Below are 14,559 nucleotides of genomic sequence, written 5' to 3'. Positions count from 1 at the left end.
TGCAAAGGAGCGCTCCAGCAGATGACCGCAGCCAAGGGCACCACTACGGACAGCACGGCTGAGAGCGGAAGTGCGGAGGTTCTTTTTGAACGCCGCGGCCGCTTGGGCGTGATTACCCTGAACCGGCCGAGGGCGGTCAATGCGCTCACAGCAGGAATGGTCGATCTTCTGCTGCGGCAGCTGATTGCATGGACAGACGACGACGTCGTGGCCACCGTCCTGGTGCAGGGCGCCGGGGAGCGGGGCCTGTGCGCCGGCGGAGACATCGTGGCGATCTACCGGGACATGCTGCACGGTGGGAACGCGACCGCTGATTTCTGGCAGACCGAATACCGCATGAATTCGCTGATTTCCCGGTACCCAAAGCCGTATGTCGCTTTGATGGACGGCTTGGTTCTAGGCGGGGGCGTCGGCATCTCCGCGCATGGCAGCGTCCGCGTTGTCACGGAACGGACCAGGATGGGGATGCCGGAGACCACCATTGGGTTCGCCCCCGACGTCGGCGGGACGTTCCTGCTGTCTCACGCACCAGGCGAAACAGGGACGCACGCCGCCTTGACCGGTGCGCACCTGGATGCGGGGGACGCCTTGTTCCTCGGCCTCGCCGACCACTTCGTGCCGTCCCACGTGCTGCCCAGCCTGGTGGCGGCGCTGGAAGATGAAAGCCCGGAAGCCGCCGTCGCCCGTTACTCTGACGAGCCTCCTGCCTCGGTATTGGCGGGGCAGCGGGACTGGATCGATGCCTGCTACGCCTGCGACGATGCGGAGGAAATCGTTGCCCGGCTCCGGGCCTGGACCGGGCCCGGCCGGGAAGATGCCACGGAAGCGGCCGACACGATAGAAGCCAAGTCGCCCACCTCGATCAAGGTCACCCTGGCGGCCCTGCGCCGGGCCGCGAACCTGACCCTGGACGAAGCCCTGGCCCAGGAGTACCGGACGGGGATCCGCTTCCTGTCCGGACCTGATTTCCGCGAAGGAATCCGTGCCCAGGTGGTGGACAAGGACAGGAACCCGCAGTGGAAACCTGCCAACCTGGCCGAGGTTACCCCCATGCAGGTGGACAGGTTCTTCCGGCCGCTGGACGGCGGGGAACCGGACCTGCGACCAACTACAACAGCACACGACGACGGGAGCCCCGAATGACGGAGTACGCCAACATCCTGGTGGAGCAGCAGGGCAGGGTAGGGCTGGTGACGCTGAACCGGCCCTCGGCATTGAATGCGCTGAACAAGGCCACCATGGAGGAGTTGGTGGCCGCGGTCACCGCCATGGATTCCGATCCGGGCGTGGGCGCGGTGGTGGTCACGGGCTCGGGCAAGGCTTTTGCAGCGGGTGCCGACATCAAGGAGATGGCGGACCAGGGCTACATGGACATGTACACCACGGACTGGTTCCGGGGCTGGGAAGACTTTACCCGCCTGCGCATCCCCACCATCGCGGCCGTGTCCGGGTTTGCCCTGGGCGGCGGCTGCGAACTGGCCATGATGTGCGACATCATCATCGCGGGCGACAACGCGAAATTCGGCCAGCCGGAGATCAACCTCGCCGTGCTGCCTGGGATGGGCGGTTCACAGCGGCTCACCCGGGCCGTGGGCAAGGCCAAGGCCATGGACATGATCCTCACGGGAAGGTTCATTGACGCGGAGGAAGCCGAGCGCTGCGGGCTGGTCTCCCGGGTGGTTCCGGCGGCGGATGTGGTGTCGCAGGCACTGGAGGTGGCCGGTGTAATCGCCGGAAAATCCAAGCCCGCGGCGATGGCAGCGAAAGAGGCCGTCAACGCTGCGTTCGAAACGGGGTTGGCGCAGGGAGTGATTTTCGAGCGGCGGCTGTTCCACTCCCTGTTTGCCACTGAGGACCAGAAGGAAGGCATGGCCGCGTTCGCGCAGAAGCGCCAGCCTGAGTTCAAGCACCGGTAGGTACGGGAGCCTCTTCTCTGCCCCGCCCTGCCCTGCCGGGCTGGCGTGGCGCGCGTGGTCAGGCCCGCAGGGTGGAGCAAGGGGCCTTGAACCTCTTCATCGTGTTCGCCATCCGCTGACGGCCGGCTGCACGGCGGGTCTCCAGTGGGGACTACCTGGCATGCCGGTCGCGCGGAACACGGTGCCTGGCCTGGGCCACGAGCCGCGTAAACGCGAAGACAAAGACCGCCTCAAACAACAGCATGAGGCCCATCAGCAGCCACTGCTGCCGGGTGATGAAGACGATGCAACCGGTCAGGGCGAGGATGGTTCCCAGTGCCAGTGCGTAGATGGCGAAGCCAACGGCAACCCGGGCGCTGCGCACCCCGGTCCGGAAGCCGAAGCCGTATGGCTCCCCGCCCGGCTGGCCGGGCACGCGGTCCGGGGCGGCGGGGCCGAGGGCATCAAACTCCTCCCACGGGTCCCTGTCCTGGTCGTGTCCCGTCATGGATCAATTATCCCAAACGGAACCACCGAACGGTGCAGGGGGCATAAAAACAGCGGCCCCTCCACCTATGGTGGAGGGGCCGCTGGAATGGGGTCCCGGCAGTTGCCGGAGGCCGCCGAAGACTTAGAGCGGGCGGATGTTCTCTGCCTGCGGGCCCTTGGGACCCTGGGTCACATCGAATTCGACCTTCTGGTTCTCGTCCAGTGAGCGGTAGCCGCTGGTGGCGATTGCCGAGTAGTGGGCGAAAACGTCAGCGGACCCGTCATCGGGGGCAATGAAGCCAAAACCCTTTTCGGCGTTGAACCATTTAACTGTGCCTGTTGCCATGGCTGCATTCCTTCATGTGACTCTGATTCTCTCCCCGGGGATCGTCCCGGAGTGCGCGGGAGTTAATCCCCCACAGTCCCCAACGTACGGGGCGGAAGCCCCGGGTGCAAGGGTAGCCGCGATAAAGCGCTGACCCGGGGCGACATCCTGCCGTCCCGGGGCACCTTGGCGCGGACACGCCGTCGTCATCTGCGCAAACGGCCGCGGGCAGCTCCAAAGTGCCCCACGACGGCGGCGCGGGGCACTTTGGAGCCGGCAGTTGCTCAGACAGCTTCAAGCACGCTGACGTAGTTGGCGATCCCCACGCCACCCATGTTCTGCACTGCTGCCCGCCGGGGAGCGGCCAGCTGCATCTCTCCTGCGGTGCCGGTGAGCTGCATGGCTGCCAGGACGTGCTGGGACACGCCCGTAGCCCCCACTGGGTGGCCCTTGGACTTGAGGCCGCCGGAGACGTTGACCGGCAGCTTGCCGTCCTTCAAGACCCAGCCCTCCTCGAGGGCCCTGGCGCCTTGGCCCGGTTCGGTCAGGCCCATGGCCTCGTACATCAGCAGCTCGGCAATGGTGAAGCAGTCGTGGACTTCGGCCAGGTCCAGGTCTTCTAGCCCGACGCCGGCCATCGCCAGGGCGCGCTGCCACGAGACCCGGGTGGCCTCGAAAGCGGTGGGGTCCCTGCGCGCCGCGGGGAAAAAGTCGTTGGCGTGTCCAAAGCCCGCGAGCCGGACGGGGGAGGCGCTTCCACCAGTGGCCGACGTGGACAGCACGACGGCGGCAGCACCGTCGGAGACGGGGGAACAGTCCGTGCGGCGCAGCGGATCGGCCACCATGGGGTTCTTGTCCGAGACCGTCCGGCAGAACTCCTCGCCCAGGTCCCTGCGGAGCTGTGCGTAAGGGTTGTCCACGCCATTGCGGTGGTTCTTGGCAGCGATCGTGCCCAGCACATCACCGAGGCTGCCAGCGGCGTCGTACCGCTTGGCGTAGTGCTTGGCCACCTCGGCGAAAAGACCCGTGAATCCCGTCGTGGAGGGCTTGCCGGCCATGTCGTAGTCCGCGCCCAGGAGCCCGGCACCCACTACGTCCGTTCCGGCATGGGTCATCTTTTCGGCGCCGATCACCAGGACGGTCTTTGCCGTCCCCGCCAGCAGCGACTTGGTGCCCTGCTGGAAAGCGGCCGAACCCGAGGCGCAGGCGTTCTCCACGCGGGTGGACGGGACGTTGCCCAGGTCCGGTGAGACCTGCAGTGCCAGCGAGGACGGGAAGGCCAGCGGCATCATGCCGGAGTTGAACTGGCCAACGTAGATCTCATCGATCTGGCCCGGCTCGATGCCTGCGGTGCTGATGGCGTCCGTGGCCACCTGCACGATCAGGGATTCCAGGGTGTCGTCGGCGAGCTTGCCGAACCTGCTGTGTCCCCAGCCGGTGATCAGTACGTCCTTGCCGAACTGGTCTTTGAGGCTCATGCTGCCACTTCCTCATTCTCGAGCCGGACGTCGAAGTCCGCTTCAGTTTTTTCCCGGATCTCCTCTTCGGTGACCCCCGGCGCCAGGCGGGTCAGCGTGAGCTGCCGCCCGCCGTCGTCGTCCTTCACCAGGTCAAAGACGGCGAGGTCGGTGATGATCCGGTCCACGCAGCTGAGCCCGGTCAAGGGCAGCGTGCATTCGCGCACGATCTTGGCGGTGCCGTCCTTGGCGTTGTGCTCGGTGAGGACCACAACACGTGGTGTGCCGGCCACCAGGTCCATGGCACCCCCCATGCCCTTGACCATCTTGCCCGGGATGGTCCAGTTGGCCAGGTCGCCGTTGCCGGACACCTGCATGGCGCCCAGGATAGCCACCTTGACGTGTCCGCCCCGGATCATCCCGAACGAGGTGGCGGAGTCGAAGATGCTTCCGCCGGGCAGGACCGTGACGGTCTGCTTGCCCGCGTTGATGAGATCCGCGTCCTCCTCGCCCTCGTACGGGAAGGGACCCATGCCCAGCAGGCCGTTCTCGCTCTGCAGGACCACCCGCACGCCCTCGGGCAGGTTGTTGGCCACCAGCGTGGGGATGCCGATCCCAAGGTTCACGTAGTCGCCGTCGTTCAGTTCCTCGGCCGCGATGGCAGCCATTTCATCCCTGGTCCATCCCATGGGGTTCTCCTTGATCTCTTTAGCTGTACTCAGTTGGGTATGACCGGCGGCATAAACTCGAACGTCATGCCCAGCAGCCACGCCAGCAGCAGGACCACCGGCAGGTGGAACAGGAACTGCTGGAACGTGAAGCCCACCAGGTCCCGGGCGCGCAGGCCCAGCACCGCCAGCAGGGGGAGCATGAAGAAAGGGTTGACGAGGTTGGGCAGTGCCTCGGCCATGTTGTAGATCTGTACGGTCCAGCCCAGGTTCATGTTGACGTCCGTAGCGGACTGCATGACGTACGGCGCCTCCACCAGCCACTTACCGCCGCCGGAGGGTACGAACATGCCCAGGATGGCGGTGTAGATGGCGATGATGACGGCGAACGCCCCGTTGCCGCCGATGCTGGTGAAGAAGTGGGCCAAGTGCTCCGACACCGAGAGGCCGCCGGCCCCGGTGGCCTTGGTCAGGATGGCGGCCATTGCAGCGTAGAGCGGGAACTGGACCAGGATTCCGGCCGTGGCGGGCACGGCTTTGGTGACTGATTGAAGGAACTTGCGCGGTGTTCCATGCAGCACCAGCCCCAGCATCAGGAACACCAGCAGGTATCCGTTCAGCGAACTGACCACGCTCAGGATGGGCAGGGTCAGCAGCTGGGACACCAGCCAGCCCAGGGTCAGCACCCCGCCCAGGACGGGCAGGACCCGGCTGTATTCAAGCCATTCGCCCGGCCGGGACTTTTCAGCAGGCGGTTCAGGCTGGTCGTCGAGGTCGACGCCGAGATCGGCCGCCGTCTTCACCGAGCCTCCCGTGGGGGCTGAGAAATGGGCGATGACCGTGGTGAGAAGCATCAGGATGGCCAAGGTCAGCAGGGACTGCCAGGTGAAGACGGTGGTCCCGAAGTCCAGGACGCCGGTGATCTTCAGCAGCGCCGGGGGGATGGAAGCTTTGGTGGCCTGCAGCTGGGCCGCGGAGGAGGACATTCCCAGGGCCCAGACGGCGCCCAGCCCCATGAAGGCCGCTGCGCCGAGGGCCCGGTAGTCGACGTGGAGGTCCTTGCGGCGCGCTATGGCGCGCGCCAGCAGGCCGCCAAAGATCAGGCTCAGCCCCCAGTTGACGAAGGACACCGACATGGAGAGGACGGCCACGAAGCTGACGGCGGAGCGGGCGGAGGTGGGTACCTGCGCCAGCCGCTCGATCAGCCGGGCGACCGGCGGTGATGTCGCCACCACATAGCCGGTGAGCACCACCATGGCCATCTGCAGGGTGAAGGCGGTGAGGTCCCAGAACCCATTGCCGAACGAGTCCACCACGGCCTTGGGCGACGCTCCGATGGCCAGGGCGGCAATGGCCACCAGCAGCACACCTGCCAAAGCAAAAATGTAGGCGTCCGGGAACCACTTCTGCGTCCACCCCGCCAGCTTTTCTGCCATCCGGGCCAACCCTTTCTGGCGGACGTCCTGGCTGTTCAACTGCACGGTGGTCATGAGGTGTATCTCTCCATTGAGTAGTGGGCGTCAATAGGCGGCAGCGGGAGCGGTTGCAGCTGGGGCGGCCCTGGTTTAGGCAGGGACAAGGCCGGCGCGCTGCCGGACGGTCCGCTGCTCGATGTCCTTGACCCGGTCCGTTGCCTGGACCAGCCGCTGGACAAAGACGCCTGGGGTAACGATGTGGTTGGGATCCAGTTGGCCGGGCTCCACGATGACTTCCGCCTCGGCGACGGTCAGGACTCCTGCGGTGGCCACCACCGGGTTGAAGTTCCGGGCAGTGTAGCGGTAGATGAGGTTGCCGTCCGTATCCGCCGTGTGGGCGTGGACCAGTGCGACGTCGGCGCGGATGGCCCGCTCCCGGACGTACGTTTCGCCGTCGAATACCTCATGCGGCTTGCCTTCGGCAACCAGCGTCCCCACCCCGGTCTTGGTGTAGAAGGCAGGAATACCGGCGCCGCCGGCGCGAAGCCGCTCTGCAAGGGTGCCCTGCGGGGTGAACTCCACCTCCAGCTTGCCGGCGAGGTACTGCTCCGCGAACAGCTTGTTCTCGCCTACGTAGGAGGCGATCACCTTGCGCACCTGGCCTGCCTCGATCAGGACGCCCAGCCCCTTGCCGTCCACGCCCATGTTGTTGGAGACCACGGTGAGGTCCCGGACGCCGGAGTCACGGAGGGCTTCGATCAGGTCGGCAGGAATGCCGCTGAGGCCAAACCCGCCCACGGCGACGGTGATGCCGTCCTGGAGGGCCCCTTCCAAGGCCGCGGCGGCAGAAGCCTGGAGTTTCTTCATGACGTCTCCTCGTTGAGCACGGACGCGCGTCCACTTAGTGGACGGCTGGGATCTGAGTTTGGAGACTACGGGCGGCAGGCGACGAGTGTCAAGAATCACACCGGATTGTCGTACAGTATGGACACCAGGATACGAAGTATCCATATTGTGGACACGAGGAGGCTCTATGGCTGCCGCCCCCGTTCAGGGCGCCCAGGTGGTTGCGCGGATTTCAGGACTGCTGCGGTTGGTGGGCCGCAGTGCCGAGGGGATGCCCCTGATGCGCCTGGTCCGGGAATCGGGACTTACCCGTCCCACGGTCCACCGGCTCCTGACCTCCCTTGCCGCGGAGGGCCTGCTGGACCACGACCCCGTCACGGGCAACTGGGTCCTGGGCCCCGAGGTGCTGTTGATGGGATCGGTCGCATCGGCGCGCTTTCCCTTGGAGGACATCGCGCGGCCCAGCCTCAGGCGGCTGGCAGAGGCAACGGGTGAGAGCGCCTTCTTCTCCATCCGCCGCGGCGCCCAGACCGTGTGCCTGCTGCGCGAAGAAGGAAGTTTCCCTGTCCGGTCGTTTGTCCTGCACGAGGGCGTACGGTTCCCCCTTGGGGTCGCCTCTGCCGGAACCGCAATCCTGGCCTTCCTGCCCAAAAGCGAGCAGGAGGAGCTGCTGGGCCGCTGGGATGACCATGCCGGCAGCTTCGCCGTGAACCACACCCCGCAGCTGGTGCGGGACAACCTGGCCCGCACCCGGCTGGCCGGCTACTCCGTAAACCCCGGACTGGTCCTGGAGGGAAGCTGGGGGATGGGCGCCGCCGTGTTCGACCGTTCCGGGAAGCCCGCCTGGGCGTTGTCCCTCACCGGCATCGAACCACGCTTCAAGCCCGCACGGCAGGAGGAACTGGGCGGACTACTGATGGCGGAGGCGCACCGGATCACGCAGCAGCTCGGTGGGGGAGGGGACGGCGGGCGGCGCAGGCGCTGAACCTCACGGGCTTAGGCCACCCGCAACGACGGCGGGACCGCTGGGCGGTTTCCACGCCTGCCCGGTGCGACCCGCCGTCGTACTCCTAAAAGTGGGGGCTGCCTACAGCCCCGCGCGGGGCTCCTCCGGACCCTGGGCCTTCCACCACGTGTCGAAGATGGTCACCGGCACGGTGCGCTTGTGGCGGGTCCGGAGGTACTTCTGTTCGATCGACTCGGCCACGGCGTCCGGAACGTCCCGGCCCTCAAGGTAGTCGTCGATCTGGTCGTAGCTGAGGCCAAGTTCGTCCTCATCCGTGCGGCCCGGCCGGTCGTCCAGCAGGTCCGCCGTGGGAACCTTCTCCCAGACGCGCGCGGGGGCGCCGAGCTCGGCCAGCAGGGCACGGTTCTGCCGCTTGTTGAGGCCGAACAGGGGCAGGATGTCCGCGCCGCCGTCGCCGTACTTCGTGAAGAAGCCGGTCACGGACTCCGCGCCGTGGTCCGTGCCGACCACCAGATAGTTGTGCTCACCCGCGAGGGCATACTGGGCGATCATGCGGGTGCGGGCCTTGGTGTTGCCCTTGTGGAAGTCGGAGATTTCCGAGCCCACGGTCTTTTCGAACTCCTCCTCGAAGCCGTCCACAGCGGCCGAAATGTTGAACGTCCACTCCGTTTTGGCCTTGATGAAGTCCAGGGCCGCCTGCGCGTCTTCCTCGTCATGCTGCACGCCGTAGGGCAGTCGGACGGCCACGAAATTGGCCTCCACGCCCTCGGCCTCAAGCTCGTCCACTGCCAGCTGCGCGAGCCTGCCGGCCAGGGATGAATCCAGGCCGCCCGAGATGCCCAGGACAAAGCCCTTGGTGTGGGTGGCCTTCAGGTACTCCTTGAGGAACGTGACGCGCTTGCGCACCTCCCCTGCAGGGTCGATCCGGGGCTGCACGCCCATTTCTTCAATGATTTTGGCCTGGAGTTCGCGCATGTGGTCCAGCCTAGCCAGCGCTGTCAACAACCCTCAACTGTTCCGGCAGGGACCTGCGCGGCGTACGGTAATTGCATGGAGCGCACGGGGTGTGCCGTGGTGGGCGGGGGCCCGGCGGGAATGATGCTGGGCCTGCTGCTGGCACGGGCAGGGGTGCGCGTGACCGTCCTGGAGAAGCACCCCGACTTCCTGCGGGATTTCCGTGGCGACACCGTGCATGCATCCACCATCCGGTTGATGGACGAACTCGGCCTGGGCGCCGGCTTCCGCTCCCTGCCGCAAAGCAGGCTCAGCAACGTCGCGGTCCCCGTCCCCGGTGCCGGCCTGGTCACCCTCGCGGCCTTCGACTCGCTGAAGCCGCCGTACAACTACGTGGCCATGATGCCGCAGTGGGACTTCCTGGATTTCCTTGCCGCGGCCGCAGCAAAGGAACCGACGTTTTCGCTGCTCATGGAAAGCGAAGCCACGGGGCTGGAGTTCGACGGCGGCCGCGTCACCGGGGTGCGCTACCGGGCCGACGGCGGGTACCGTGACCAGGTGCTGCATGCCGACGTCGTAGTGGCTGCCGACGGCCGGCACTCGGTGCTGCGGCGCGCAGCGGGCATGCGGACCAAGGAATATCCGGTGCCTTTCGATACGTGGTGGTTCAGGCTCCCCCGCCACCTTTCGGAACAGGGGGAGGTAGCCGGTGTGGTCCCCTCGCTGGGGGACCGCGACGCCATGATCGCCCTCAACAGGACCCACTACTACCAAATGGGCTACCTTGCCCCCAAAGGCTCGGACGCGGCCATCCGCGCCAAGGGCGTGGAGTGGTTCCGGCAGCGCGTGGCGGCACTGCGCCCGGACCTCGCCGACCGCGTTGATTCGATCCGCAGCGTGGACGACCTGCACTGGCTGGACGTCAAACTGAACCGCCTGCGGCGCTGGTACGTGGACGGATTCCTTTGCATCGGGGACGCCGCGCACGCGATGTCCCCGGCCGGCGGTGTGGGTATCAATATGGCCATCCAGGACGCTGTGGCAGCCGCGGAACGGCTGGCCCCGGACCTACGTCGTGGACGAGTGCGGCTCCGCACCCTTGCAGCGGTCCAGCGCCGCCGCCGCATGCCCACCTTGGTGGTGCAAGCCGTGCAGCGCATCATGCACCGGGTTATCTTCGTTCCGCTCTTCGCAGGCACGCTCTCGGGGGAGATGCTCGCCGGGAAGGGGCAGGACGGCGGCCGGAGCCGCTTCCCAGTCCAGCGCACGATCTTCTTCATCCTGCGCCACAATCCAGTCATCAGGCGCCTCCTGCCCCGCGTTATCGCGTTGGGACCACGCCCCGAGCACGCGCCGGGCTTTGCCCGCCCGTTGGCGGTCACCCCGCCCACTAAACTTGAGCCCATGACTTCGCCCACAGACACTGCGGCAGACACCGCAGCTGCCCGCGCCCGACTGCTCGAACTGATTAAGGAACTTGCCGTGGTCCGCGGCAAGGTGATCCTCTCCAGCGGGGCGGAGGCCGATTATTACATCGACCTGCGCCGCATCACCCTGCATCACGAGGCGTCCAAGCTGGTCGGCCAGGTAATGCTGGCACTGGCGGACGACGCCGGGATCGACTTCGAGTGCGCCGGAGGCCTGACCATGGGTGCTGACCCTGTGGGCACCGCCGTCATGCACGCGGCCGCGGACGCGGGCCGGGCGGTCGATGCCTTTGTGGTCCGGAAAGTCCAGAAGTCCTACGGCATGGGCCGCCAGGTGGAGGGCCCGTCTGTTGAGGGCCGCAAGGTGCTGGTCCTGGAGGACACGTCCACTACCGGCGGTTCAGCGCTGACGGCAGTCGAGGGCGTCCGCAAAGCCGGCGGCAACGTAGTGGCCGTGGCCGTGATCGTGGACCGCGACACCGGAGCCAAGGAAAAAATCGAAGCCGAAACCGGCGTCCCCTACCTCTTCGCGTTCGGCAAGGACGAGCTGGGACTCTCCTGATTCAAGCGCGGCCCGTTCAACCGCCCGGTCCGCGCCGGTGGCCTGCTGCTGGTCGATCGTTCAAGGCTGCCATATCATAGGAATAACCCGTTCAGCACTTGGAGACCGTGTACCTTGCTCCCCCCAGAACAGCCCTTGAGCGCAACGTTGAGCGCGACCGACCAAATCCAGAACCTTATCCTGGAAAGTGCCGATTTTGAGGACTTCCTCAATGAACTGGCCCGGTTCTCCGCCCATCAGATGGCCGGGGACGGCGACGACGCCCTGTGTGGCATCACCTTGCTCCGTGACCGGAAGGCCGCAACCATCGGCTGGAGCAGCGATTCGGCGCGCGAAGTTGATGAAATCCAGTACTCCCTCTCCCAGGGCCCATGCCTTTCCGCGGCCAAGGACGAGCGTGAAGTCTACGTCCCGGATTTGTTCCAGGAGGACCGGTGGGGCCCCGACTACGCTGCGGCCGTCGCCTCCCACGGGCTGCGGTCAGTACTGTCCCTGCCGTTCAACCTGCACGGTGAGGCAAAGGCTGCGCTGAACCTCTACTCCGACGTCCCGCACAAGTTCGACGGGAGGGCGGCTGAGAGGGCAAGGGACTTTACCCGCGAAATCTCGCAGGCCCTGCGACTTGCCGTACGGTTCTCGCTGCACGCGGACAGTGCGTCCAACCTGCGCGCAACGCTGGAGTCCCGCACCACCATCGACATTGCCGTGGGCATCGTCATGGCGCAGAACCGCTGCAGCCAGGCAGACGCCGTCGAAATCCTTACCGGGGCGTCCAGCAACAGCAATACCAAATTGCGCGACGTTGCAAGGTCGATCGTCGATTCGGTGGGGGGTGCCGGTGCACGCACCTTTTACCAGGAACCGGGAAAGGTCAGCCCGGGCACGGGCAGTTGAAGTCCGGGTTGTGCGGGGCCTCCGGCTGGGGTTAGGCTTGCGGAGGTTGAGCCGTCGGCCATAGACCTCTTTTGGAGTACCTATGGACCGCGCATTAGACGCTCTCGTTAACGTCGATGTCCCTGCAGACGTCGTCCGGATTGAAGTCCGGGGAACCCTTCACCAGGAGTCCCGTTCTGAACTTGCCCACATCATCCGGCGTGTCCGTCGGATGGGCATTCGCTGCCGTATCTGTGTCGACCTTTCCCAGGCCGCGCTGATCGAGTCCTCTGCGCTGGCGGGTCTCCGCAGGGATCTCAACGCCCTGGACACCAACTCGTTGCCGGGTGCGCGGTCCGCAGGGGTCTCGCTGCAACTCACGCCCGCCGCGCACGACTGGGCAGTGGACGGACCTTCCAGCAGCCGCCCGCTCCCGATGGACGACGACATCAGGGAGCTTTTCCCCGGCGGCGCGTACGCGGGTGATTTCCCCCAGCTGCCGGTCATGTGGATCGAGGAATTGTATGGCCGCCCGCTCAGCGAATACACGGACCAGGAATTGCTGCAGGCCAGCGACGCGCTCTTCGCCCTGCTCGACAACCCAGACGCGCCCGACGGGGCGGACCTGCTGGGCCGCTACAACGACATCGGCTTGGAAATCCGCCGCCGCCAGCACGAGCCGCTGGCTCCACTTCCGGCCACGGAAGGCCAGGCCGCAAGCTGACGCGCAGCGTCACCGAACGTTAACATCCACCGTTGCGGCGGTGACTTTCCCGGGGCTTACGGTAGGAGTGTGCCGTATGAGGGGGAAGTAAATCCGCAGAGCCGGAGAGGGGTCTCCTACGCCCGGCTGCTGACGCAAGCCGCTGCCCTCAAGCGCTTCTCGCGCCGTACCTTCCTGGCCGGTGCCGGCGCCTCCGGACTGCTCGCAGCAGACATGCTGGTGACCCGCCAAGTGCAGTCGCAGCGACGCAGCACCAGGATCCTGGCCGTTCCGGACGACTTCGCCGACGCCTACTACCCGGACGCCAGCTGGTTCCTGTTTCCCGGGTACAAGACCAGCTGGGAGGAGGCGCAGTGGATCCTCAACACCCTCCGTGGCTCGCTGAACAAGCGCGCCCGGCTCGCCGCCGTCGGATATTCCAACCTGGGGCTGAGCGTTACCGAGGTGGTCAACGCCATCGCCGACTATATCGCCGCGCAGAAGATCACCAAGCTCTTCTTCTATGGACACAGCTTCGGCGGCATGCTCGCCACGCAGGTGGCGGCGCGGCTCCTTGCGCTCCAGGGCATCCAGGTGCAATTCATCCTGCTGGACTCCAGCCCCTACAGCGCCCATGATGTCCTTGACCAAAGCTGGTTCGACGGCGTGGTGTTCCTTTACGAGAGCGGCGTCAGGTTCCCGTCCACCCTGCGCGGCGGATATGAGCTGGGGGAGCGGATCATCCACAAGGACGAACGGAGCTGGCGCCAGATCCTCGACCAGACGCTGGAGCAGCTGTCCCCGATCGCCCCGTCCAACGTGCTGGTCCAGACCGAGTCCGCCTACATCTACCACTTCGATGGAAGCCAGTTCGCGGGAAAGCTTGGGACAGCGAAGATGGCCTACATTGGCAATCCCAAGGACGGGACTGTCGACTACGAGACGGCGTCCGAAACCTGGGCAGTGGTGTTCAAGGACAACATGGTGTCCAGCAACCTCCAGACCACAGGGGCCGCACCCGCCCACGCGAGCCCCGGCTGGAACCCGCAGATCTACCGGCCGCTGGTGACGGAACTGCTGGACGGGTTCTTCCCCCTGCCGCGGGGCGGCACCCGGGTCAGCATCTTCTAGATCTGGTTCTTCAAATCCGCCACCGAGTTCAGCACCTGGTTTGGCCGGAACGGGTAGGCTGCAATGTCGTCCCTGTGCGTGATGCCGCTGAGGACCAGGACGGTGTGCAGGCCCGCCTCCATGCCGGCAATGATGTCCGTGTCCATCCGGTCGCCGATCATGGCGGTCGTCTCGGAGTGGGCGTCAATCTGGTTCATCGCCGACCGGAACATCATGGGGTTCGGCTTGCCCACGATGTAGGGCTCCCGGCCGGTAGCTTTGGTGATGAGGGCCGCGATGGCACCGGTGGCGGGCATGGGGCCGTCCTTGGAAGGGCCCGTGGCGTCCGGGTTGGTCGCGATGAACCGTGCACCGGCGAGGATCAGACGGATGGCGGTGGTGATCGCCTCGAACGAGTACGTGCGCGTCTCGCCAAGCACCACGAAGTCCGGATTCTGGTCGGTAAGGATGAAGCCGGCCTCGTGCAGCGCGGTCGTCAGCCCAGCCTCGCCGATGGTGTAGGCGCGGTTGCCCGACTCCGAGCCCCCGGCGGACACCTGGTCCTTCAGGAACTGGGCCGTGGCCAGGGCGGAGGTCCAAATGTTCTCTTCGGGGATCTCCAGGCCGGACGAGCGGAGGCGGGCGGCGAGGTCGCGGGGCGTGAAGATGGAGTTGTTGGTCAGCACCAGGAAGCGCCTGGACGTATCCACCCAGCGCTGGATGAGTTCGGCAGCCCCCGGGATGGGCTGGTTTTCGTGGACCAGGACTCCGTCCATGTCCGTCAGCCAGCACTCAATCTCCTGCCCGCTGCGGTAAACCGCCGGGTTGCCTGCCACCTGGTCCTCTTCTGCCATGCCTGCCTCCGCGT

General features: G+C 66.1%; 15 protein-coding genes and 1 pseudogene. 8 read left to right on the top strand and 8 right to left on the bottom strand.

Annotated features, from left to right (window positions below; genetic code table 11):
- The first annotated feature begins 21 nt into the window (after positions 1-21).
- Both AB0313_RS12405 and AB0313_RS12400 read left to right on the top strand, forming a co-directional pair.
- Complete coding sequence (locus tag AB0313_RS12405) at positions 22-1,143, top strand: enoyl-CoA hydratase/isomerase family protein (RefSeq protein WP_366305803.1); 1,122 nt, start codon at positions 22-24, stop codon at positions 1,141-1,143.
- Positions 1,140-1,916 carry an enoyl-CoA hydratase gene (locus AB0313_RS12400; protein ID WP_141943998.1) on the top strand — a complete coding sequence of 259 codons (777 nt, stop codon included), beginning with the start codon at positions 1,140-1,142 and terminating at the stop codon, positions 1,914-1,916. The genes AB0313_RS12405 and AB0313_RS12400 overlap by 4 nt, the downstream gene beginning before the upstream one ends.
- A gap of 151 nt (positions 1,917-2,067) precedes the next feature.
- Here AB0313_RS12400 and AB0313_RS12395 read toward each other — a convergent pair whose 3' ends face one another.
- The 6 genes from AB0313_RS12395 to AB0313_RS12370 form a co-directional block, all read right to left on the bottom strand.
- Complete coding sequence (locus AB0313_RS12395; protein ID WP_141943996.1) at positions 2,068-2,403, bottom strand: hypothetical protein; 336 nt, start codon at positions 2,401-2,403, stop codon at positions 2,068-2,070.
- Between the two features lie 123 nt (positions 2,404-2,526).
- The gene (locus tag AB0313_RS12390; RefSeq protein ID WP_009357211.1) at positions 2,527-2,730 is read right to left on the bottom strand and encodes a cold-shock protein; all 204 of its coding nucleotides are present in this window, start codon (positions 2,728-2,730) and stop codon (positions 2,527-2,529) included.
- A 263-nt stretch (positions 2,731-2,993) separates the two neighbouring features.
- Positions 2,994-4,187 carry an acetyl-CoA acetyltransferase gene (locus AB0313_RS12385; RefSeq protein ID WP_366305800.1) on the bottom strand — a complete coding sequence of 398 codons (1,194 nt, stop codon included), beginning with the start codon at positions 4,185-4,187 and terminating at the stop codon, positions 2,994-2,996.
- Positions 4,184-4,855 carry a CoA transferase subunit B gene (locus AB0313_RS12380; protein WP_366305798.1) on the bottom strand — a complete coding sequence of 224 codons (672 nt, stop codon included), beginning with the start codon at positions 4,853-4,855 and terminating at the stop codon, positions 4,184-4,186. The genes AB0313_RS12385 and AB0313_RS12380 overlap by 4 nt, the downstream gene beginning before the upstream one ends.
- A 29-nt stretch (positions 4,856-4,884) precedes the next feature.
- The gene (locus AB0313_RS12375) at positions 4,885-6,324 is read right to left on the bottom strand and encodes a TIGR00366 family protein (RefSeq protein WP_366305796.1); all 1,440 of its coding nucleotides are present in this window, start codon (positions 6,322-6,324) and stop codon (positions 4,885-4,887) included.
- A 75-nt stretch (positions 6,325-6,399) separates the two neighbouring features.
- Entirely contained in the window at positions 6,400-7,116 is a 717-nt protein-coding gene (locus tag AB0313_RS12370) for a CoA transferase subunit A (protein ID WP_366305794.1), read from the bottom strand.
- Positions 7,117-7,282: 166 nt separating this feature from the next.
- Here AB0313_RS12370 and AB0313_RS12365 point away from each other — a divergent pair, with 166 nt between their 5' ends.
- Positions 7,283-8,080 (top strand): IclR family transcriptional regulator, encoded by a 798-nt coding sequence (locus tag AB0313_RS12365; protein ID WP_307307579.1) that lies wholly within the window; start codon positions 7,283-7,285, stop codon positions 8,078-8,080.
- Positions 8,081-8,182: 102 nt separating this feature from the next.
- Here the strand turns inward: AB0313_RS12365 and nadE are convergent, their stop codons facing one another.
- Positions 8,183-9,037, bottom strand: a complete 855-nt coding sequence (gene nadE / locus AB0313_RS12360; RefSeq protein WP_366305792.1) for an ammonia-dependent NAD(+) synthetase — start codon at positions 9,035-9,037, stop codon at positions 8,183-8,185.
- A 75-nt stretch (positions 9,038-9,112) separates the two neighbouring features.
- On the opposite strand from nadE, the pseudogene AB0313_RS12355 reads away from it, so the two are divergent.
- From AB0313_RS12355 to AB0313_RS12335, 5 genes and pseudogenes are all read left to right on the top strand, one after another.
- Positions 9,113-10,372, top strand: a pseudogene (locus AB0313_RS12355) (FAD-dependent oxidoreductase); the annotation flags it as partial.
- Positions 10,373-10,420: 48 nt separating this feature from the next.
- Complete coding sequence (pyrE, locus tag AB0313_RS12350; RefSeq protein ID WP_174237614.1) at positions 10,421-11,005, top strand: orotate phosphoribosyltransferase; 585 nt, start codon at positions 10,421-10,423, stop codon at positions 11,003-11,005.
- Between the two features lie 147 nt (positions 11,006-11,152).
- A complete protein-coding gene (locus tag AB0313_RS12345; RefSeq protein ID WP_141946587.1) occupies positions 11,153-11,899 on the top strand; it encodes a GAF and ANTAR domain-containing protein in 747 nt (248 codons plus the stop codon).
- 82 nt (positions 11,900-11,981) lie between these two features.
- Entirely contained in the window at positions 11,982-12,602 is a 621-nt protein-coding gene (locus AB0313_RS12340; RefSeq protein ID WP_366305790.1) for a hypothetical protein, read from the top strand.
- Between the two features lie 69 nt (positions 12,603-12,671).
- Positions 12,672-13,712 (top strand): thioesterase domain-containing protein, encoded by a 1,041-nt coding sequence (locus AB0313_RS12335; protein WP_366305788.1) that lies wholly within the window; start codon positions 12,672-12,674, stop codon positions 13,710-13,712.
- Here the strand turns inward: AB0313_RS12335 and AB0313_RS12330 are convergent.
- Positions 13,709-14,545, bottom strand: coding sequence for an HAD-IIA family hydrolase (locus tag AB0313_RS12330; RefSeq protein WP_141943977.1), 837 nt, complete (start codon positions 14,543-14,545; stop codon positions 13,709-13,711). The genes AB0313_RS12335 and AB0313_RS12330 overlap by 4 nt on opposite strands.
- Between the last annotated feature and the right edge of the window lie 14 nt (positions 14,546-14,559).

The sequence above is a fragment of the Pseudarthrobacter sp. NPDC080039 genome (assembly GCF_040702335.1).
Classification (GTDB): Bacteria; Actinomycetota; Actinomycetes; order Actinomycetales; family Micrococcaceae; genus Arthrobacter; species Arthrobacter enclensis_A.
Note: the sequence above shows the minus strand (reverse complement) of the source record. Positions and strands in the feature narration are given on the sequence as shown.

What these genes read in the sequence shown, in the direction of transcription:
- AB0313_RS12380 (WP_366305798.1), bottom strand. Translation starts at nt 4,855, where the DNA reads ATGGGATGGACCAGGGATGAAATGGCTGCCATCGCGGCCGAGGAACTG.
- AB0313_RS12370 (WP_366305794.1), bottom strand. Translation starts at nt 7,116, where the DNA reads ATGAAGAAACTCCAGGCTTCTGCCGCCGCGGCCTTGGAAGGGGCCCTC.
- AB0313_RS12365 (WP_307307579.1), top strand. Translation starts at nt 7,283, where the DNA reads ATGGCTGCCGCCCCCGTTCAGGGCGCCCAGGTGGTTGCGCGGATTTCA.
- AB0313_RS12330 (WP_141943977.1), bottom strand. Translation starts at nt 14,545, where the DNA reads ATGGCAGAAGAGGACCAGGTGGCAGGCAACCCGGCGGTTTACCGCAGC.
- AB0313_RS12405 (WP_366305803.1), top strand. Translation starts at nt 22, where the DNA reads ATGACCGCAGCCAAGGGCACCACTACGGACAGCACGGCTGAGAGCGGA.
- AB0313_RS12375 (WP_366305796.1), bottom strand. Translation starts at nt 6,324, where the DNA reads ATGACCACCGTGCAGTTGAACAGCCAGGACGTCCGCCAGAAAGGGTTG.
- nadE (WP_366305792.1), bottom strand. Translation starts at nt 9,037, where the DNA reads ATGCGCGAACTCCAGGCCAAAATCATTGAAGAAATGGGCGTGCAGCCC.
- AB0313_RS12395 (WP_141943996.1), bottom strand. Translation starts at nt 2,403, where the DNA reads ATGACGGGACACGACCAGGACAGGGACCCGTGGGAGGAGTTTGATGCC.
- AB0313_RS12390 (WP_009357211.1), bottom strand. Translation starts at nt 2,730, where the DNA reads ATGGCAACAGGCACAGTTAAATGGTTCAACGCCGAAAAGGGTTTTGGC.
- AB0313_RS12340 (WP_366305790.1), top strand. Translation starts at nt 11,982, where the DNA reads ATGGACCGCGCATTAGACGCTCTCGTTAACGTCGATGTCCCTGCAGAC.
- AB0313_RS12385 (WP_366305800.1), bottom strand. Translation starts at nt 4,187, where the DNA reads ATGAGCCTCAAAGACCAGTTCGGCAAGGACGTACTGATCACCGGCTGG.
- pyrE (WP_174237614.1), top strand. Translation starts at nt 10,421, where the DNA reads ATGACTTCGCCCACAGACACTGCGGCAGACACCGCAGCTGCCCGCGCC.
- AB0313_RS12400 (WP_141943998.1), top strand. Translation starts at nt 1,140, where the DNA reads ATGACGGAGTACGCCAACATCCTGGTGGAGCAGCAGGGCAGGGTAGGG.